Below are 18,545 nucleotides of genomic sequence, written 5' to 3'. Positions count from 1 at the left end.
CCGTCTATAAAAAGGCCGTCTGAAACAGTTTTTCAGACGGCCTTTTCTTATGTTCAGAAATTAAAATTCATCTTGATGCCAACGCGTAGAACGCAAAATGCTGGAATCCACATCTTGAATATTGCGATGACCGGTAAACGCCATGGAAATATCCATTTCTTTATACAGGATTTCCAGCGCACGGGTTACGCCTTCTTCACCATACGCACCCAAACCATACAGGAACGCCCGGCCAATCATCGTACCTTTCGCACCCAAAGCCCAAGCCTTCAAAATATCCTGACCGCTGCGGATACCGCTGTCCATCCAAACCTCAATGTCGCTGCCTACCGCGCTGACCACATCAGGCAAAGCCTTAATGGCAGACACGGTATCGTCAAGCTGACGGCCGCCATGATTGGAAACGACCAATGCGTCCGCACCGCTTTTCGCTGCCTTTTCCGCGTCTTCAGGTTCCATAATGCCTTTGATAATCAGCTTGCCGCCCCACAAATCTTTAATGCGCGCCACATCGTCCCAGCTCAGACGCGGGTCGAATTGTTCGGAAGTCCATGAAGACAGCGAAGACAAATCGCCCACGTTTTTCGCATGACCGACAATATTACGGAAGGTACGGCGTTCCGTGTTCAGCATTTTCATGCACCATTCGGGCTTAGTCGCCAAATTGATTAAATTGGCGATGGTCGGTTTCGGTGGCGCAGACAGGCCGTTTTTGATGTCTTTGTGGCGCTGACCCAAAACCTGCAAATCGGCAGTCAATACCAAAGCCGAACAATTAGCATCCTTCGCACGCTTAATCAGGTTTTCCATAAACTCGCGGTCGCGCATCACATAAAGCTGAAACCAAAACGGCGAGCTGGTGTTTTCAGCCACATCTTCAATCGAACAAATGGACATGGTTGACAGCGTAAACGGAATACCGAATTTTTCAGCCGCACGTGCCGCCAAGATTTCGCCGTCAGCGTGTGCCATGCCCGTGAAACCGGTCGGCGCAATCGCCACCGGCATTTTCACATCCTGACCGATCATTTTAGTCTCAAGGCTGCGTCCTTCCATATCAACCAATACTTTTTGACGAAAACGGATGTCTTTAAAATCCGAAGTATTTTCACGATAAGTGGTTTCCGTCCAAGAGCCTGAGTCAATATAGTCATAAAACATACGCGGCATTTTACGTTTGGCAACAAGGCGCAAGTCTTCGATACAGGTTATTTTGCTTAAATCACATTTCATTGTCGATTGCCTCTGTTCAAGTAAAGATGGATGGTCAAGGCCGTCTGAACATTTCAAACACCTCATTATTTTACTCCATCAAAACAACTAAATTTTAAGAATAATTTTGATAATCTATATCACTATCAATATTAAATCAAAACATTTTAACCCTGCCATCCGTAGGGTTGATAGCCTTTTTTCAGATGGCCTCAAGTCCAAATTACAGAAAAATAAAGAAAATATTTTCCGATTTAAAAATTAACCCATGCCACCATTTAAACAAACAATCAAACCGAGCCACCACATACTTGACTGAAACACTCAGATATTAGACAATTCCCTCCACTAATAAAAACGCCCACACAGGCAACCACACCATGAGACTGACTACCAAAGGGCGATTTGCAGTAACCGCCATGATAGATTTGGCGATGAACGCGCAAACCGGCGTGTCAAACTCAGTGCCATCAGCGAACGACAAAGCATATCGCTCTCCTACCTCGAACAATTATTCAGCAAGCTGCGCCGTGCCGGATTGGTTGAAAGCCTACGCGGCCCAGGCGGAGGCTACATCCTTGCCGCTCCCGCCGAGCAAATCAATATTGCACAAATCATCTCCGCAGCCGAAGACCGACTGGATGCCACACAATGCGGCAGCAAAGCAAACTGCCACCACGGCGCCCCCTGTCTGACCCATGACCTTTGGGAGAACTTAAACAAAACCATCAATGATTACCTCAGCGGCGTTACGCTGCAAAGCATCATTGAACAAAAAAACTGCAGCGACAGCAGTCATGTCGTTACCTTTACACACATTCATTAAACCGACTTGCGGCAAAGACCGCAGGCAGATGACCAAACGAAAGAGCAAACCATGACCGTCAAAACCCCCGTATACCTCGACTACGCCGCCACCACTCCCGTTGACCGCCGCGTTGCCGAAAAAATGATTCCCTACCTGTCCGATATTTTCGGCAACCCAGCCTCCAACAGCCACAGCTTCGGCTGGGAAGCAGAAGAAGCCGTAGAAAAAGCACGTGCAGACATTGCTGCCCTGATTAACGCCGACTCTAAAGAGATTGTTTTTACCAGCGGCGCAACCGAGTCCAACAACCTCGCCATTAAAGGCGCGGCGCACTTCTACAAATCTAAAGGCAACCACCTCATCACCGTAAAAACCGAGCACAAAGCCGTGCTCGACACCATGCGCGAACTCGAACGCCAAGGTTATGAAGTGACTTATCTGGACGTACAAGAAAACGGCTTAGTTGATTTAGACGTACTGAAAGCCGCCATCCGCGAAGACACCATCCTTGTTTCCGTCATGTGGGTAAACAACGAAATCGGCGTGGTTCAAGATATTCCTGCCATCGGCGAAATCTGCCGCGAACGCAAAATCATTTTCCACGTTGACGCAGCACAAGCATGCGGCAAAGTGCCTGTCGACGTTGACGCAGCCAAAGTTGATTTGTTGTCTATGTCCGGCCACAAAGTATACGGCCCTAAAGGCATCGGCGCCCTGTATGTACGCCGTAAACCACGCGTGCGTCTCGAAGCCCAAATGCACGGCGGCGGTCACGAACGCGGTTTCCGTTCCGGCACATTACCGACCCATCAAATCGTCGGCATGGGCGAAGCCTTCCGCATTGCCAAAGAAGAATTGGCACGAGACACTGCGCACTACTTGAAACTGCGCGATATCTTCCTCAAAGGTATCGAAGGCATTGAAGAAGTCTACATCAACGGCGACCTCGAACACCGCGCTCCGAACAACCTAAACGTCAGCTTCAACTTCGTCGAAGGCGAAAGCCTGATTATGGCAGTGAAAGAACTCGCCGTATCCAGCGGCTCCGCCTGTACTTCCGCAAGCCTTGAGCCAAGCTACGTTTTACGCGCACTCGGCCGCAACGACGAATTGGCACATTCCTCCCTGCGCATCACCTTCGGCCGCATGACCACCGAAGAAGAAGTGCAGTTTGCGGCAGAACTGATCAAATCCAAAATCGGCAAACTGCGCGAACTGTCGCCGCTGTGGGAAATGTTCAAAGACGGGATTGATTTGAACTCGATTGAATGGGCAGCGCATTAAGATTGATGTCAAACAAAGGCTGTCTAAGAAAGTGAGTCTGATTTTTGAATACAGTAAAACACTTTTTATAGACAGTCTTGTATGCTATTTTCATAGAAAGAATACCATGAAAGTTAAAATTATTAATTTGCCAAATGGTTATAAACGTATTATTTATGGAAAATATTTTGAACAATTTGACTTAGATTATGAACAAGATTTAGACGTATTAAAAAAAGATATTGAATTTGCTTTATCTGTTATTGAATACAATCGATCTATATTCAATAAATTCTCTTCCTTATTTAAGAGTAAAAACATTTTTGTTTATCAAGGAGGACATCATCTTGATATTATTGATCGTGATAAAGGAAGTTTGGAATGGTTAACTATTGAAGATCATTGGACAAAAGATGTTGATGATATCACTGGTTCATGGAAAATGGAGAATTTAGAAATTAGTCGACAAACTCAATATGCAATGCAACTTCTAAAGATTGGTAAAACAAATATTGAGAAAGAAATAAGAAAAATTAAACAAAGGTTCTAAAAAAATGAGTAAATACGGTGGTGAAGACATAATCTATATGAATGATGGTGTATTTAGAAATAAATTAGCCATTCAAGATCCACTTAAATTAGAAAAGGTCGAAAGAGACATTTCTGCTATTTCCGCCCAAAATCTGCTTTTGCAACCCATTACAGGCAATTTCGATTTGGCGCATTTACAGACCATTCATCGCAAACTGTTTGGCAATGTTTATGATTGGGCAGGAGAAATCCGGCGAATTGATATTTCCAAAGGTAATACCCGATTTGCCAATTTTGCTTTTATCGAAAACGAAAGCCGTACACTTTTGGAGAAGCTGCAAAGCGAAAACTATTTGCGGGGGTTGGATAAAGATAAATTCGCCGAGCGTGTGGCCTATTATTTGGGCGAGTTGAACGTCCTACATCCTTTTCGTGAAGGAAACGGCAGAACATTGCGCCTGTTTATGACGCAATTGGCAATGAAAAACGGTTTGCAGATACATTGGCAAAATATCTCTGCCGAACAAATGATTCAAGCCTGTATTCAGGCATACCATGTCGATAGCAGCTTATTGGCACGCCTAATTTTAGAAAATTTAGAACAATCGTCTTTTTCAGACGACTAAAACATCAACAAACCACGATATTTTAAGCAAGCGTAGGTTGGGTTGGAAACCCAACGAGTCTATTAAAGCGCCTGAAATGTTGAGTTTAATAACCCAACCTACCTATAAATAAAAAAAGGTCGTCTGAAAATCCCCAAAGGCCTTTTCAGACGACCTAAAAGCCACCACATTAGAATCAAGGATACAACCCATGAACGAACAAGAAATCGACCTCGACAATCTCGACAACCTGCTCGAAGATTTTGACGACGTTACCGTAGAAGGCGGCGTTGATTCAGAGAATGATGACGGCTGCGAAGGCGGCGCATGCAAAATCTAAACTTCAGGCCGTCTGAATATTCGTAAACAAACCATTTACACCACTAAAAACACAAAGGAAACCACATCATGGCATACAGCGATAAAGTAATCGACCACTACGAAAACCCCCGCAACGTCGGCACTTTCGACAAAAACGACGAATCTGTCGGTACCGGCATGGTCGGTGCTCCGGCCTGCGGTGACGTAATGCGTCTGCAAATCAAAGTAAACGATGAGGGTATTATCGAAGATGCAAAATTCAAGACTTACGGCTGCGGCTCCGCCATCGCTTCTTCCAGTCTGATCACAGAGTGGGTTAAAGGCAAAAGCCTTAACGATGCACTGGCAATCAAAAACAGCGAAATTGCCGAAGAGTTGGAATTACCTCCAGTTAAAATCCACTGCTCCATCTTGGCTGAAGATGCGGTAAAAGCGGCCGTTGCAGACTATCGCAAACGTCAGGAAAACAAATAACCGGATTTAACGAACCCTTATCGGCAGGTGCCCAAGATTCCCGGCGAATCTTCGAGAAAAGCAAATCTAATGGTTTCCCCCCTCTTCTTTTGTGAGACAAAACCAACTGTACAGAAACTTAATCGTTTTGAAGTTGCTACCAAGTTTGGGATTACCTGCCAATCTATCCCCTCTCCCCACGGGAGAGGGTTAGGGAGAGGGCAATAAGCTACAGCTTATATTTAGTCGTTATACCTGCAAAATCAAAGAAGACGATATGCCTTTTACTGATAAAGAAGTCCAATCCCTACTTGCTGTCAAAGGCATAGGTAAAACCATATTGCAGCGTTTGCAGCAAATGGGATTGGATGATATTGCCACTTTGGCGGTTGCGGATTTAGACGATATTTTGGAACAGGGCGCACAATTGACCGGCTCGACCTGTTGGAAAAACAGTCCGCAGGCAAAAACTACCATTGCCACCGCAATAGAGTGGGCAAAACAGCGTTTTCAGACGGCCTGAAAATCAAGAGGCCGTCTGAAATAAAAAGCAGACAAAACAGAAAATGATTGCGAAATGAGGAAAAAAGCATGATTACCATCACAGAAAACGCAGCCAAACACATCAACGGCTACTTGACCAAACGCGGCAAAGGCTTGGGCGTGCGCTTGGGTGTCAAAACCAGCGGCTGCTCAGGCATGGCATACAACCTTGAATTTGTCGATGAAGTGAACGAGGATGACCTGATTTTTGAAGAACACGGCGCACGAGTTTATATCGATCCGAAAAGCTTGGTTTATCTAGACGGCACGCAAGTTGATTACACTAAAGAAGGTTTGCAGGAAGGTTTCAAATTTGAAAATCCAAATGTCAAAGACTCTTGCGGCTGCGGTGAGAGCTTCCACGTTTAAAATATAAAAAATGGCGGGAAAGTATCAAAACCATCCCGCCATTTTTTGGCTTCTTGCCTATTATAGCTACCCTTGCCTTTTCTTTTTCGTTCTACTTTGTGTCGGAACAAATCAGATTTGACTAAGGCTTTTAAGGTATTGTCTCGTATTTTGCCTTTATTGTGTTGCACCTTACCGGTCATATTGTTTTCCTTTCATATAAACAGTTTCCGGATTATATCGTAAAATAATCCTCTTCTTTAGATTTTTTCCTTTAATATCATGTCTCAATACTTCAACCTCTTCCAGCTTGAGCCATCTTTCAATATTGATACCGAAGCACTCGAACAAAGCTATCGGGCTTTAGCTGCCCGATTTCATCCTGATAAATTTGCTTCTGCTTCAGCTTTTGAGCAGAAACAAGCCGTTATGATGTCTTCTACAATTAATGATGCCTACCGCACATTAAAAAGTCCTATTGATCGGGCTGCTTATCTCTTGAAAAGCCAAAATATCGATGCTGATGCACCTGAACACACTTCGTTTTCACCAGAATTCCTCATGCAGCAAATGGAATGGCGGGAAACATTGATGGATGCACAAATAGAACAAAACCATGATGCCATCCGGGCACTGGATCAAGAAATTCAAGAAGTACAAAGCAGCCTATATCAAGATTTACAACAAGCATTTGAACAACAGGATTATGAATCAGCCGCACAATGGGTACGGCATGGCCGCTTTCTTAATAAACTTCGCAATGAAATTGCTTCAATTTTATAAAGTACATATGCTGTTACGTTTACCCAAGTTTTATAACAAATGATTTTATATGTAAAACAAAAACCGTATCAGATAAATCTGATACGGTTTTCTTATATTAACTACCGATTAGCGTTTTTTACCGGTAACAGTAGCAACAGCCAGGTTTTCATTACGTTTCAGGGAAACGCTTTCAACACCTTCTGGCAATTTGACGTCTGACAAGTGCAGAATGTCGCCGGCAACTACTGATGCACAATCCAACTCCAAGAAAGCAGGAATGTTTGCAGGCAAAGCAACTACTTCAACAGAAGTGTTCAACAGAGATACGCGACCACCTTGCAATTTAACAGCTTGAGAGTTTTCAGCGTTAACAATGTGCAGAGGAACACGGATGCGTACAGGTTGATCAGCTTTTACAGCTTGGAAGTCGATGTGTTGAACTTCGCGACGGAATGGGTGCATTTGGAAGTCACGCACGATAACGTCTTTAGTTTCACCGTTCAAAGACAGTTTAATCAAAGCAGTATGGAAAGATTCTTTTTCCAATGCGTAGAATACAGTTTTGTGGTCTACAGCGATAGCAACAGGCTCTTGACCTTCACCGTACAGGATGCCAGGGATTTGGCCTTCGCGACGAAGGCGGCGGCTCGCACCAGTGCCTTGGGCTTCGCGAACAGAGGCTTGAATTTCGTAAGTCATGTTTAATACTCCAATTTAGATAAAATCGTCGTCATCGGCCGCGACCAGCTTAAGACGACATCGGGTTATGGCAGCAACATGCCGCCAGTCATCACATCTTCATTGAAAAGATATGAGACAGATTCTTCATTACTGATACGGCGTACCGTTTCAGCCAGCAAACCGGCAATAGTAACTTGACGGATGCGTTCACATTTTTTAGCTGCTTCAGACAACGGAATCGTATCTGTCACAACTACTTGGTCAATTTCGGAAGAAGCAATTCGATTCACTGCTTCACCGGAGAATACTGCATGGCTGGCGTATGCCAGTACACGATCTGCACCGCGCTCTTTCAGGGCAACGGCTGCTTTACACAAGGTGTTTGCTGTATCGATCATATCATCTACGATCAAGCAAGTACGGCCTTGAATATCGCCAATAATGTTCATCACTTCAGCCACATTGGCTTTAGGACGACGTTTGTCGATAATCGCCAAATCAGCATTTAAAGATTTAGCAACAGCACGTGCACGTACAACACCACCAATGTCAGGGCTGACAACAGTCAGGTTCTCAATGCGCTGTTGTTTAATATCGTTCAACAAAATCGGGGTAGCGTAAATATTATCTACCGGAATATCGAAGAAACCTTGAATTTGATCAGCATGCAAGTCAACAGTCAATACGCGGTCGATACCTGCTGAGTACAACATATTTGCCACTAATTTAGCAGAAATCGGCACACGGACAGAGCGAGGACGACGATCTTGACGCGCATAGCCAAAGTAAGGAATCGCGGCAGTAATACGCCCGGCAGAAGCACGTTTGAGTGCATCGGCCATAGTCAAAATTTCCATCAGGTTGTCATTGGTTGGCGCACAGGTAGGTTGCAAAATAAACACATCGCGACCACGCACATTTTCCAACAATTCAATGGCTACTTCGCCATCAGAGAATTTGGAAACGGTGGCTTCACCGAGTGAAATATCCAAATGTTTGACAACACGTTGCGCCAATTCCGGATTTGCATTACCGGTAAACACCATTAAACTGTCATAAGCAGCCATATCTTCACCTGATTCTAGATTTGATTTACGCGCAGAAAACATTACGCTTCCCTTTGCCCTATATCTAAGACACTAATTACGCGATTATACGCGTAAAGACGGGTAAAAAAAAGTTTTTCAGCGTTATTTTGCTCTTAGCGTAAAAAAGCGTGTAAGAGAACTTACACGCTTTTATTTGGCTGGGGAGGAAGGATTCGAACCTTCGCATGCTGGAATCAAAATCCAGTGTCTTAACCGCTTGACGACTCCCCAACTTACTAAATCATATGAAACAGCGGATGAATATCTAATCCTTCCACACAATACGCTTCATATGATTGAGAAACCTGTTGGTAAATTGTATTTGCTTCTTGATGAGATTCACTTGCTATGAATAAACAAGCTCCAGAACCAGTCATTAATGTATAACCATATTGGGATAACTCAACATAAGCCTTCCAAACTTCAGGATATTCCTGAAACACAACCGCCTGCATATCATTTTGAAACGGCTGTAATGATTGGAAAGTCGGCATTATGCTGGGTTTGGAATCCCGTGTCAAGCCTTCATGTGCAAAAATTTTAGCTGTTGCCACATGAACAGGGGGCTTAACGATAACATACCATTGTTTAGGGACATCTATTTCAGCCAGCTTCTCGCCTACGCCTTTGGCAAAAGCACTTCTTCCAAAAATAAAAAAAGGAACATCCGCGCCAAGACTTAGGCCTAAATCAATCAGTTGCTGCCTGCTCAAATCACATTGCCACCATTGGTTTAAAACCATTAAGACTGTGGCTGCATCAGAGCTGCCACCGCCCAATCCGCCTCCGGTCGGAATCACCTTATCCAACCAGATTTCAACGCCGTGCGGCACGTTGGCATAGGGCAGTAATAATTTAGCCGCCCGATAAGTCAAGTCTTGCTCAGGCTTAAGCCCTTCGACCGGCGTATGCAGAATAATCTGCCCATCAGTACGCATTTTCAGATGAACGGTATCGTATAAGCCGATCAAACAGAAAATACTTTCCAAATTATGATAACCATCGCTCCTACGGCCGGTAATCCTCAAATCCAAATTTAATTTGGCCGGCGCAGGAAAGGCTTGGATTTCCTCTGAAACAGACATGGCATCCTCTATTTGCGTGCTGCGCATCGGGTTTGTCCATTCTTATCCAAAGAGTGGTTTACCGTGTCAAACACCAAGCGGATATTAAACTTGGCATTCTCAAGTTGAAGCGTTTTAGGCTGTCCTGAACTATTTAAAGTACGCGATATTGTCCAGTCAAACTGCTCCAGACGGCCATCAGGCAGGATTTTGTATGGCGCATTGGCAACGCGTTTACCATCAGCCCAAATATGCAGATATTGGACCGGCAAAGCAAAGCCTAAAAGCTGTCTGCTCAATTCCTCAGCCGTTTCCGCCTGATAGACCTTACCCTTACTGTCTACTGCCAATACACCTTCACTGTCTTGACACAGCTGACCTACGGTATTGCCCAATGGTGTATTGACATCAATGGTTTGAACCGCATTCTGATAAGTCCAGTCGAAATTAGCATATGAGCCTTTGCCTTCCACTTTAACAGCCAATCGACCATCTGCGCTAAAATCCTGCACCTGCTCTGCTGCTTGCCAACTGTTTTGCTGAGGTAAATTTGGCTGCGCACAGGCAGCCAAAAGCAATAAGGCTGCAACCGATGATAATCGTTTCAAATTCATGGATATTCCTTCATAGGCCGTCTGAAATCAAACGCTTTTCAGACGGCCTTTTGGTTTTATTTGTGTTTTTGAGTATGCGGTTTACTGGACGTTATACCGAATTTGGACATTGTCTCTTTTAATACTCGGAGATTGCTTCCGCGCTTCAAACCATCATTCCAGATTTCTTTGGCCTTATCTTGGTCTCCAAGCGTCCATAGGACTTCGCCCAAATGCGCGGCGACTTCGGCTTCAGGTTCTTTTTCGTAGGCATATTGGATATATGGAAGCGCCATTTGCGCATCACCTTTAAGATAATACGCCCAGCCTACACTATCATTAATTGCTGCGCTTTCCGGCTCCATTTGATAGGCCGTCTGAACCATTTTAAAAGCTTCCTCCAAATCCTTGCCACTTGACAGTAAGGTATAGCCCAAAGCATTCCAACCGTGCGGATTATCCGGATACAGCTCTACCACACGGCGCAAATCGGCAATCGCCTTGCCTGGCTGATTCAGCTTCTCATACACCATCGAACGCTGATACAGCACATTGGCAAGCAACTCTGGAGAAGCTTGGGTTTTCAAGGATTTTTCGGTGGAGTTTACCAAGCTGTTCAAAGCGTTCAACGATTCTTGAAGATTGGTATTTTTAGACAATACAAACAAAGCCGTATTCAGCAAATCCCTGGCTTCAAAATAACGTCCTCTTTGCTCGGGTATTTTTTGTGCGCGTTGCACCAAAGCCCAAGCCTCTTTATGGTTGCCCTGCTTGGCCTCGATGGAAGCGGCCAAAATGGTTTTATCAAACGTATAAGCCGTAGCCGTGACCTTGGCCAGCCATTGTTTGGCTTTGGCAAAATCCTCGGCATCATTGTAAGACACCGCGCCAATCAATGCCGCACGGCTGCGCTGCTCCTCCGTACCGGCTTTATAAGCCTTTTCCAGATAGCTGTTTACTGCAGAAATATTTTCCGTCTTGCTGGCTGACAATAAGGCAGCCTGAATATACAAATCAGGGTTGGGATTTTCTTCCAACAAAGTCTGCAAACGCTTGAATGCCTTATCATTTTGACCATGAGCGATCAAATTGGCGATGTCCAATTCCTGCCAAATCGGAGATAAGGTTTTGGTGTCTGTCTCTTTGAAGAAACCGTCCAGAATATCAGGATGCCGTTGCGCCATCAGCCGCAGGGTGACGAAAGTCGGCGGCAGGATTTCGTTGTCCAACTTGGCCAATCGCTGCAATGCCGCAATGGCGTGTTTCTTTTGACCGTCTTTTGCACTAAAAATTGCATCCGCAATCGCCGCTTCTGGAAAGTCTTTATAAATCAGTGCCGTTTTATGTACCTGTTTGACTGCATCGCTGGTCAGATTCGGCTGTTGGGCTGCGGTTTGTGCCAAAAGCAGGAACACGCGCTTTTGCTCGTCTTCACTACCGCCGGCAATCACCTTATCCAATCCGCTCAAATTCTTATCGGCTTTGCCCAGCAGCAAATTGCGCAACCAAGTCATACGCTTTTGTGTTTCACCAGGCTCCGGCTCAATTTCGCGCCATTTTTGGTAAATAGCTTCAGCCTGTTCAAATGCGTTTAAAGAAACCGCCATCTCCAAAGCGCGTTCGGCCACTTCGGGAGATTTGGTGCGATGCAACGTCAAAATATAAGTAAACAAAGCAGAAGCCGCATCACCCTTTTGCAGGGCCAGTTCTGAATTTAACAAAGTGAAAACCTGCGAGGTGCGGTTTTGTATACCCAACAGACGTATCCGCTCCTGCTCTCGTTCTTCGGGAGAAAAATGGTCGGCACGGCTTTTCTTTTTAATAATCTTAGCCGATTCAAAAACTGCATTTGAATCGCCGGGCGCGGCAAAAGTCTGTGTAGCAAACAACATCATGACAGCCGCGGCTACTACTCGAATACGGGATGGGGAAAACAACATAACTATCCTTTTTGAGAACCTGCCGACATTTTCAGACGGCCTAAGCACTTGCAAAACAGACGCAAAGCTTTATTTATCATTCAGGCATAACTGTAACACACGCACCCTATTTTGTTGACACGGTAACCGTAAACCTTGTGTAATCCTCATCTGCATAAAACGATCAGCGCCAAAAATGAATACCGACCACCTTATCCATTTCCTAACTCAAGCTTCACACTTCAGCAGCCGTATGCAAGCAGAGCGCAATCAATTAGTTACCCCAAAAACGGTCAAAAAAGCAGCCGTTTTGGTCGGCATTGTCTTGCATGAAGGAGCGTGGCAAATTTTACTGACCAAAAGGGCCGAGACCTTAAGGCAGCACACCGGACAAATCGCCTTTGCCGGCGGCCGCAAAGATGCCCAAGATGACAGTCTAACGGCAACGGCGTTAAGAGAAGCTTATGAAGAAACCGCCATTCCGATTGCCGCATGGCAGACTTTTGCGCCGCTACCCTTTTATGACACGCCTTCCGGCTACCGTGTTACGCCTGTTCCGGCAATTTGCACCCAGCCCATCAACCCAAAAGCAAATCCCGATGAAGTAGCAGAAATTTTTTATCTGCCTTTGGACTTCGCCTTAAACCTGCAAAACTACACATTCCGCCAGCTTCATCACAACAATCAAACCCTCGCCCTCCCCGCCCTACCTTTTCGGCACTACGACATCTGGGGGCTGACAGCAATCATCCTATATGGACTGGCAGAACGTTATCAGCAATATTGCCAAGCTTTTAAATAAGGCAAGGCCGTCTGAAAACCAATATTCAGACGGCCTTGTTTGATCAATACTCTTTACGCCGCTTCTTCATAGCATTCGACAAATTCTCCAAACCATTTCATCTCATCGCGCAGGGCAACCACTTCACCAATCACCATTAAAGCCGGACGCTCTGCTTCGGCAGCCAGCAAGCCCAAATCTTTCAGACGGCCTGTCCGCACGGTTTGATTAGGTAAAGTGCCATTAGAAATCACGGCAACGGGCGTAGAAGGCTGCCTGCCATAAGCCATTAGTTTTTCCGCAATCTCAGCCGCTTTAAGCGTGCCCATATAGATTACCAGCGTTTGACGGCTTAAAGCCAAAGTCTGCCAATCAGGCTGATTGCCCTCGTGTTTGCTGTGGCCAGTTACAAATAAAGCACTTTGGGCGCAATCGCGATGGGTTAACGGAATACCGGCATAAGCAGTAGCTCCAAGTGCAGCAGTAATACCCGGCACAATGCGGTAAGCGATTCCAGCTTGATGCAGGGTTTGCACTTCCTCCCCACCACGTCCGAACACAAAAGGATCGCCGCCTTTCAACCTTACCACACGCTCGCCTTTTTGAGCGTGTTCAACCAACAGACGATTGGTTTCTTCCTGCTGGACATGGTGCGCACCGGCGCGTTTGCCCACGCTGATTTTCACTGCATCTTTACGTACCATCGCCAAAATATCATCCGATACCAAAGCATCGTAAAACACCGTATCCGCAGCCTGTATCGCCTGCAAAGCATGTATAGTCAGCAAGCCCGGATCACCCGGCCCTGCGCCCACCAAAACCACTTCGCCGCCAAACGGCGTTTCCCGATTCAACTGCGTGATCAATTCACGTTCTGCCGCTTCGATATTGTTTTGAGCCGCAAAAATACTAAAACGGCTGTCGAACAACTTTTCCCAAAAATAACGGCGGCGTTCGACATGATGAATCGTCTGTTTCACCTTCTCACGCCATTTACCGGCAATACGCGCCATCGTGCCCGTATGCAACGGAATCAATGTTTCAATAATCTGCCGCCATTTACGCGCCAATACAGGCGCAGTACCGCCGCTGGATATGGCTATCTTCAATGGCCCCCTATCCACCACGGCAGGCACGATAAACGAACACAAATCTGCCGTATCCACCGTATTGCTCAATTTTGCCCGTCGTTCCGCCGCTTCAAAAACACGGCGGTTAAACCCATCATCATCCGTCGCCGCAATAACGAAATACACCTCGTCCAGCATAGCTTCTTCAAACAAGCCGCCCAGCCAAACTATTTTCCCTTCAGTCACCCATTGCTGAAACTGCGGATTCAGAGTTTCCGCAACAACGCGTACGCGCGCTCCGGCAGACAACAGGCTTTCCGCCTTGCGTTCGGCAACCTTACCCGCACCTGCCAGTAAAACTGGGCGGTCTCTCAAATCGGCAAACAAAGGATAATGTCTCATGGTCGTGCTCTTGCTTTATCAATGATTGTCCGCCGATATTAAAGGCCGTCTGAAAAAATAGGAAAGAATGGTTTCTGATTTTCTTATGGTGTTTGGTTATATGCCTGCCACAACAAAATAAGTTATAGTGGCAAACATAAAACTGAAGCAGAAAATTTCAAAATAAACGATTAGAAAATCGTGTACTGATATAAAAATTCATTTTTTCACAAATAAATTGCACCCTCTTCATTTTTCAGACGGCCTTTGCCTGCGTATAATATCGGTCTAATTTACAACTCAAATGAGCTTAGTCCAGCCATGACCGAATCCATCCGCCTGCCCGCTTCTACACTCAAGCCTTCGACCGTTGCCCTGCCCGGTTCCAAAAGCATCAGCAACCGCACGCTACTCTTGGCGGCACTCTCCGACAACGTTTGCGAAATCCATTCTTTGCTCAAATCCGACGATACCGACCGAATGCTTGAAGCACTCGATAAACTCGGTGTTCAAATTGAATCTTTACCTGAAGGCCGTCTGAAAGTTCATGGCACCGGCGGCCGCTTTCCCAACCAAACCGCCGATTTGTTTTTAGGCAACGCCGGTACGGCATTCCGTCCTTTGACTGCCGCGCTTGCCGTTTTGGGTGGCGACTATCATCTGCATGGCGTACCGCGTATGCACGAACGCCCCATCGGCGATTTGGTGGATGCGCTGCGGATTGCAGGCGCGGACGTACAATATCTGGGCAATGAAAACTATCCGCCTCTTCAGATCGGCAAACGCCAAGACAACGGCGAGCGCGTTATTCCGATTAAAGGCAATGTTTCCAGCCAATTCCTGACCGCCCTGCTGATGGCTTTGCCCTTGACCGGACAAGCATTTGAAATCCACATGGTAGGCGAATTGATTTCCAAACCTTATATCGACATCACGCTCAAGCTGATGGCGCAGTTCGGTGTGGACATCATCAATGAAGACTACCGTGTATTTAAAATCCCGGCTGGTGCCAAATATCATGCGCCCGAGCATTTATATGTAGAAGGCGATGCCTCCAGCGCGTCTTATTTCTTGGGCGCAGGCCTGATTGCGGGTACACCCATCCGCGTAACCGGCATCGGCGCACACAGCATCCAAGGCGACGTTGCCTTTGCGCGTGAATTGGAGAAAATCGGCGCAGATGTCATTTGGGGCGAAAATTTTGTAGAAATTTCCCGTCCTGCCGAGCGCAAGATTCAGGCTTTTGATTTGGATGCCAACCATATTCCAGACGCGGCCATGACTCTGGCCATTGTTGCGCTGGCCACTAAGCAACCCTGCACCCTGCGCAATATCGGCTCATGGCGCGTCAAAGAAACCGACCGCATCGCCGCTATGGCAACCGAACTGCGCAAACTGGGTGCAGAAGTCGTTGAAGAAGCCGAAGCCATCCATATTACGCCGCCCGAAACACTTACCCCCAATGCCGTCATTGATACTTACGACGACCACCGCATGGCCATGTGTTTCTCGCTGGCTTCGCTTTTGGGCGTCCCCGTCATCATCAACGACCCGAAATGTACGCATAAAACTTTCCCCGAGTATTTCCAAGTTTTTGCATCATTAACCAACTGATTGATTATTCAAAGTTTCAGACGGCCTGTTGCATACAAAAAACACAGGCCGTCTGAAAAATAAAAATAAAACTATACTTTTTCTTAATTTATGCGATAATAGCTAAATAAATTCTTAGCGATTCATATTTCCTTTCGGAGAGAAAACATGTCAGACGAAAAAAGCAAAGCCTTAGCCGCCGCCCTTGCCCAAATCGAAAAAAACTTTGGCAAAGGCTCCATCATGAAAATGGACGGCAGCCAACAGGAAGAAAACCTTGATGTTATTTCCACCGGCTCCCTCGGCGTGGACTTGGCACTCGGCGTTGGCGGTCTGCCCCGCGGCCGCGTGGTTGAAATTTTCGGCCCGGAATCCTCCGGTAAAACCACACTCTGTCTCGAAGCCATTGCCCAATGCCAAAAAAATGGCGGCATCTGCGCATTCATCGATGCCGAGCATGCTTTTGACCCGATTTACGCCCGCAAACTCGGTGTAAAAGTCGAAGAACTCTATCTCTCCCAACCGGATACCGGCGAACAGGCATTGGAAATCTGCGATACATTGGTACGCTCAGGCGGTATCGATATGGTTGTTGTCGACTCCGTAGCCGCACTTGTACCTAAAGCCGAGATCGAAGGCGAAATGGGTGACAGCCACGTCGGCCTGCAAGCTCGCCTGATGAGCCAAGCCCTCCGCAAACTGACCGGCCACATCAAACGCACCAATACATTGGTTGTTTTCATTAACCAAATCCGTATGAAAATCGGCGTGATGTTCGGCAGCCCTGAAACCACGACCGGCGGTAACGCACTCAAATTCTACGCCTCCGTCCGCCTCGACATCCGCCGTACCGGTCAGATTAAAAAAGGCGATGACGTCATTGGTAACGAAACCAAAGTCAAAGTCATCAAAAACAAAGTTGCACCTCCATTCCGTCAAGCCGAATTCGATATTCTTTACGGTGAAGGCATCAGCTGGGAAGGTGAATTGATCGACTTGGGCGTCAAACATGACATCGTTGAAAAATCTGGTGCATGGTACAGCTACAACGGCGCAAAAATCGGCCAAGGTAAAGACAATGTACGCGTTTGGCTGAAAGAAAACCCTGATATCGCCAACGAAATCGATGCCAAAATCCGTGCGGCAGTCGGTATCAATGTCGATATTACCGAAGGCAAATTGGACGATACCGACGGCGAACGTCCTGAGGAATAAGTCTGTTTGAAATTAAAGGTTAAAGACCAAATAAAGGCCGTCTGAAATCCGACCATTAATCGGATTTCAGACGGCCTTTTATTCAATACTGCTTAAAGCCCCAATGCCTGAGCATGAAACTCAATATGCGAATCGATAAAGCTGGCAATAAAGAAATAGTCATGCCCATAGCCCGGGCGTACTTTATATTGGATATTGAAACCTTTTTCGCGTGCTGAGCGGACAAACCCTTCCGGTTGCAGGACTTCAGGATACAAAGCATCTTCACTGCCGACATCAATCAAAACAGGCAATTTATGCGAGGTCGTCTGAAGCAGCTCTGTACTGTCATAGCGTTTCCACGTTTCCACGTTTTGGCCCAAATAAGCTGACAACGCCTGCCTGCCGCCTTCCGTATCGATAGGATGACATAAAGGCGCAAAGGCTGAAACCGCAGCATATCGGCCTGGATGATTCAAAGCCAAATGCAGCGCGCCATGCCCGCCCATGTTGAAACCTGCAATGCTGCGCTCTTTCGTTACCGGAAAATGATGCTCGATTAAATCAGACAATTCTTGGCTGATATAGCTTTCCATTTGGTAATGCTGCGCCCAAGGCACTTCAGTTGCATTGACATAAAATCCGGCACCCTGTCCAAGATAATGTTCCTCACTGTCGGCAACATGCTGACCGCGTGGCGAGGTATCCGGAAAAGCCACAATAATATTCCACTGTGCCGCAAAACGTTGGATTCCACTTTGCCGAACCAATTCAGAACCATCGCTATTTAAACCGGAAAGAAAATATAAAACAGGCGCGGGATAGCCTTTTAAGACTTGTGGCGGCAGATAGACATCAAATACCATATCCGTCCGGCAGGTTTGAGAAAAATGGCGGTACCGTTCCTGATACCCGTTAAACATCTTTCTGCGTTCCAGCAAATGCAATTCTGAATTTTTCATTTTACCTCTTGTAAGGAAACAGCAATAAGCAGAATGTTAGCGCAAAACCTGCCCATCGTGTTGTTGCCCCATCTTTTTAAGGCAATCAAATCTGCTTTAAACAAGGTTGCCAATCATGCAAAATCATTACGCTGGCGGCATTTAAAATCTATACACAATCTCTGTGGATAAATCTGTTGATAAGCTTTGGGTAATCGTAAAATTTTCTTTAGGAACAAACCAAGTCTTAAATTGACTAAAATTTAATCAAATAAAACATAATAAAATCAAATAGTTATATTTATAAGATTTTACTATAATCATACAGTGAAAATTTATAGGTAAAACAAGGTTATGCGGCTTTGTGCATAAATTAGGGTTGACATCCCTA

At 45.9% G+C, this 18,545-nt stretch carries 19 protein-coding genes, 1 tRNA gene and 2 pseudogenes; 12 read left to right on the top strand and 10 right to left on the bottom strand.

Annotated features, from left to right (window positions below; all coding sequences use genetic code 11):
* Positions 1-60: 60 nt before the first annotated feature.
* Positions 61-1,233, bottom strand: coding sequence for an alpha-hydroxy acid oxidase (locus tag HMPREF3139_RS09670; RefSeq protein ID WP_070461787.1), 1,173 nt, complete (start codon positions 1,231-1,233; stop codon positions 61-63).
* Between the two features lie 359 nt (positions 1,234-1,592).
* On the opposite strand from HMPREF3139_RS09670, the pseudogene iscR reads away from it, so the two are divergent.
* The 8 genes and pseudogenes from iscR to iscA all read left to right on the top strand — a co-directional run bounded on the left by iscR (position 1,593) and on the right by iscA (position 6,105).
* Positions 1,593-2,038 (top strand): annotated as a pseudogene (iscR, locus tag HMPREF3139_RS09665) (Fe-S cluster assembly transcriptional regulator IscR).
* A 51-nt stretch (positions 2,039-2,089) separates the two neighbouring features.
* Complete coding sequence (locus tag HMPREF3139_RS09660; protein WP_070461785.1) at positions 2,090-3,304, top strand: IscS subfamily cysteine desulfurase; 1,215 nt, start codon at positions 2,090-2,092, stop codon at positions 3,302-3,304.
* 106 nt (positions 3,305-3,410) lie between these two features.
* Positions 3,411-3,833, top strand: coding sequence for a hypothetical protein (locus tag HMPREF3139_RS11340; protein ID WP_225905478.1), 423 nt, complete (start codon positions 3,411-3,413; stop codon positions 3,831-3,833).
* Between the two features lie 4 nt (positions 3,834-3,837).
* A complete protein-coding gene (locus HMPREF3139_RS09650) occupies positions 3,838-4,440 on the top strand; it encodes a Fic/DOC family protein (protein WP_070461783.1) in 603 nt (200 codons plus the stop codon).
* 190 nt (positions 4,441-4,630) lie between these two features.
* Positions 4,631-4,759, top strand: a complete 129-nt coding sequence (locus HMPREF3139_RS11335; RefSeq protein WP_256388723.1) for a hypothetical protein — start codon at positions 4,631-4,633, stop codon at positions 4,757-4,759.
* Positions 4,760-4,827: 68 nt separating this feature from the next.
* The gene (gene iscU / locus HMPREF3139_RS09645) at positions 4,828-5,214 is read left to right on the top strand and encodes a Fe-S cluster assembly scaffold IscU (protein ID WP_070461780.1); all 387 of its coding nucleotides are present in this window, start codon (positions 4,828-4,830) and stop codon (positions 5,212-5,214) included.
* Between the two features lie 256 nt (positions 5,215-5,470).
* The gene (locus tag HMPREF3139_RS09640; protein ID WP_070461779.1) at positions 5,471-5,716 is read left to right on the top strand and encodes a recombinase RecA; all 246 of its coding nucleotides are present in this window, start codon (positions 5,471-5,473) and stop codon (positions 5,714-5,716) included.
* 68 nt (positions 5,717-5,784) lie between these two features.
* A complete protein-coding gene (gene iscA / locus HMPREF3139_RS09635) occupies positions 5,785-6,105 on the top strand; it encodes an iron-sulfur cluster assembly protein IscA (protein WP_063075834.1) in 321 nt (106 codons plus the stop codon).
* Here iscA and HMPREF3139_RS09630 read toward each other — a convergent pair.
* Positions 6,065-6,287, bottom strand: a pseudogene (locus tag HMPREF3139_RS09630) (alternative ribosome-rescue factor A). The gene iscA and the pseudogene HMPREF3139_RS09630 overlap by 41 nt on opposite strands.
* Positions 6,288-6,366: 79 nt before the next feature.
* On the opposite strand from HMPREF3139_RS09630, the gene hscB reads away from it, so the two are divergent.
* Positions 6,367-6,867 carry a Fe-S protein assembly co-chaperone HscB gene (gene hscB, locus HMPREF3139_RS09625; protein ID WP_070461776.1) on the top strand — a complete coding sequence of 167 codons (501 nt, stop codon included), beginning with the start codon at positions 6,367-6,369 and terminating at the stop codon, positions 6,865-6,867.
* Positions 6,868-6,975: 108 nt separating this feature from the next.
* Here the strand turns inward: hscB and HMPREF3139_RS09620 are convergent, their stop codons facing one another.
* From HMPREF3139_RS09620 to HMPREF3139_RS09595, 6 genes are all read right to left on the bottom strand, one after another.
* Positions 6,976-7,548, bottom strand: coding sequence for a 50S ribosomal protein L25/general stress protein Ctc (locus HMPREF3139_RS09620; RefSeq protein ID WP_070461775.1), 573 nt, complete (start codon positions 7,546-7,548; stop codon positions 6,976-6,978).
* 65 nt (positions 7,549-7,613) lie between these two features.
* Positions 7,614-8,597, bottom strand: a complete 984-nt coding sequence (locus tag HMPREF3139_RS09615; protein WP_107723665.1) for a ribose-phosphate pyrophosphokinase — start codon at positions 8,595-8,597, stop codon at positions 7,614-7,616.
* A gap of 176 nt (positions 8,598-8,773) precedes the next feature.
* Positions 8,774-8,849 (bottom strand) — tRNA-Gln (locus HMPREF3139_RS09610).
* Positions 8,850-8,854: 5 nt separating this feature from the next.
* A complete protein-coding gene (gene ispE, locus HMPREF3139_RS09605; RefSeq protein ID WP_070461946.1) occupies positions 8,855-9,703 on the bottom strand; it encodes a 4-(cytidine 5'-diphospho)-2-C-methyl-D-erythritol kinase in 849 nt (282 codons plus the stop codon).
* Between the two features lie 8 nt (positions 9,704-9,711).
* A complete protein-coding gene (lolB, locus tag HMPREF3139_RS09600; RefSeq protein ID WP_004519905.1) occupies positions 9,712-10,296 on the bottom strand; it encodes a lipoprotein insertase outer membrane protein LolB in 585 nt (194 codons plus the stop codon).
* A 56-nt stretch (positions 10,297-10,352) separates the two neighbouring features.
* Positions 10,353-12,215, bottom strand: a complete 1,863-nt coding sequence (locus tag HMPREF3139_RS09595; RefSeq protein WP_070461774.1) for a tetratricopeptide repeat protein — start codon at positions 12,213-12,215, stop codon at positions 10,353-10,355.
* 175 nt (positions 12,216-12,390) lie between these two features.
* Here HMPREF3139_RS09595 and HMPREF3139_RS09590 point away from each other — a divergent pair, with 175 nt between their 5' ends.
* Positions 12,391-12,996 carry a CoA pyrophosphatase gene (locus HMPREF3139_RS09590; protein WP_070461773.1) on the top strand — a complete coding sequence of 202 codons (606 nt, stop codon included), beginning with the start codon at positions 12,391-12,393 and terminating at the stop codon, positions 12,994-12,996.
* Between the two features lie 53 nt (positions 12,997-13,049).
* Here the strand turns inward: HMPREF3139_RS09590 and cysG are convergent, their stop codons facing one another.
* The gene (gene cysG, locus HMPREF3139_RS09585; protein WP_070461772.1) at positions 13,050-14,447 is read right to left on the bottom strand and encodes a siroheme synthase CysG; all 1,398 of its coding nucleotides are present in this window, start codon (positions 14,445-14,447) and stop codon (positions 13,050-13,052) included.
* A gap of 300 nt (positions 14,448-14,747) precedes the next feature.
* On the opposite strand from cysG, the gene aroA reads away from it, so the two are divergent.
* Both aroA and recA read left to right on the top strand, forming a co-directional pair.
* A complete protein-coding gene (gene aroA / locus HMPREF3139_RS09580) occupies positions 14,748-16,040 on the top strand; it encodes a 3-phosphoshikimate 1-carboxyvinyltransferase (RefSeq protein ID WP_070461771.1) in 1,293 nt (430 codons plus the stop codon).
* Between the two features lie 147 nt (positions 16,041-16,187).
* Entirely contained in the window at positions 16,188-17,234 is a 1,047-nt protein-coding gene (gene recA / locus HMPREF3139_RS09575; RefSeq protein WP_003680794.1) for a recombinase RecA, read from the top strand.
* Between the two features lie 92 nt (positions 17,235-17,326).
* On the opposite strand, the gene fghA is transcribed toward recA, so the two are convergent.
* On the bottom strand, positions 17,327-18,175 hold the full coding sequence (fghA, locus tag HMPREF3139_RS09570) for an S-formylglutathione hydrolase (protein ID WP_070461770.1): 849 nt from the start codon (positions 18,173-18,175) through the stop codon (positions 17,327-17,329).
* Positions 18,176-18,545 lie beyond the last annotated feature (370 nt).

Source organism: Neisseria sp. HMSC15G01 (assembly GCF_001808255.1).
GTDB lineage: Bacteria > Pseudomonadota > Gammaproteobacteria > Burkholderiales > Neisseriaceae > Neisseria > Neisseria subflava_A.
This window is presented reverse-complemented; position numbering and strand designations above follow the sequence as displayed.

Excerpts from the sequence above, each read along its gene's own strand:
- HMPREF3139_RS09595 (WP_070461774.1), bottom strand. The coding sequence starts at position 12,215 with ATGTTGTTTTCCCCATCCCGTATTCGAGTAGTAGCCGCGGCTGTCATG.
- ispE (WP_070461946.1), bottom strand. The coding sequence starts at position 9,703 with ATGTCTGTTTCAGAGGAAATCCAAGCCTTTCCTGCGCCGGCCAAATTA.
- iscA (WP_063075834.1), top strand. The coding sequence starts at position 5,785 with ATGATTACCATCACAGAAAACGCAGCCAAACACATCAACGGCTACTTG.
- iscU (WP_070461780.1), top strand. The coding sequence starts at position 4,828 with ATGGCATACAGCGATAAAGTAATCGACCACTACGAAAACCCCCGCAAC.
- HMPREF3139_RS09660 (WP_070461785.1), top strand. The coding sequence starts at position 2,090 with ATGACCGTCAAAACCCCCGTATACCTCGACTACGCCGCCACCACTCCC.
- recA (WP_003680794.1), top strand. The coding sequence starts at position 16,188 with ATGTCAGACGAAAAAAGCAAAGCCTTAGCCGCCGCCCTTGCCCAAATC.
- HMPREF3139_RS09590 (WP_070461773.1), top strand. The coding sequence starts at position 12,391 with ATGAATACCGACCACCTTATCCATTTCCTAACTCAAGCTTCACACTTC.
- HMPREF3139_RS09640 (WP_070461779.1), top strand. The coding sequence starts at position 5,471 with ATGCCTTTTACTGATAAAGAAGTCCAATCCCTACTTGCTGTCAAAGGC.
- HMPREF3139_RS09650 (WP_070461783.1), top strand. The coding sequence starts at position 3,838 with ATGAGTAAATACGGTGGTGAAGACATAATCTATATGAATGATGGTGTA.
- HMPREF3139_RS09615 (WP_107723665.1), bottom strand. The coding sequence starts at position 8,597 with ATGGCTGCTTATGACAGTTTAATGGTGTTTACCGGTAATGCAAATCCG.
- HMPREF3139_RS09620 (WP_070461775.1), bottom strand. The coding sequence starts at position 7,548 with ATGACTTACGAAATTCAAGCCTCTGTTCGCGAAGCCCAAGGCACTGGT.
- cysG (WP_070461772.1), bottom strand. The coding sequence starts at position 14,447 with ATGAGACATTATCCTTTGTTTGCCGATTTGAGAGACCGCCCAGTTTTA.
- HMPREF3139_RS11335 (WP_256388723.1), top strand. The coding sequence starts at position 4,631 with ATGAACGAACAAGAAATCGACCTCGACAATCTCGACAACCTGCTCGAA.
- HMPREF3139_RS11340 (WP_225905478.1), top strand. The coding sequence starts at position 3,411 with ATGAAAGTTAAAATTATTAATTTGCCAAATGGTTATAAACGTATTATT.
- fghA (WP_070461770.1), bottom strand. The coding sequence starts at position 18,175 with ATGAAAAATTCAGAATTGCATTTGCTGGAACGCAGAAAGATGTTTAAC.
- aroA (WP_070461771.1), top strand. The coding sequence starts at position 14,748 with ATGACCGAATCCATCCGCCTGCCCGCTTCTACACTCAAGCCTTCGACC.
- lolB (WP_004519905.1), bottom strand. The coding sequence starts at position 10,296 with ATGAATTTGAAACGATTATCATCGGTTGCAGCCTTATTGCTTTTGGCT.
- HMPREF3139_RS09670 (WP_070461787.1), bottom strand. The coding sequence starts at position 1,233 with ATGAAATGTGATTTAAGCAAAATAACCTGTATCGAAGACTTGCGCCTT.
- hscB (WP_070461776.1), top strand. The coding sequence starts at position 6,367 with ATGTCTCAATACTTCAACCTCTTCCAGCTTGAGCCATCTTTCAATATT.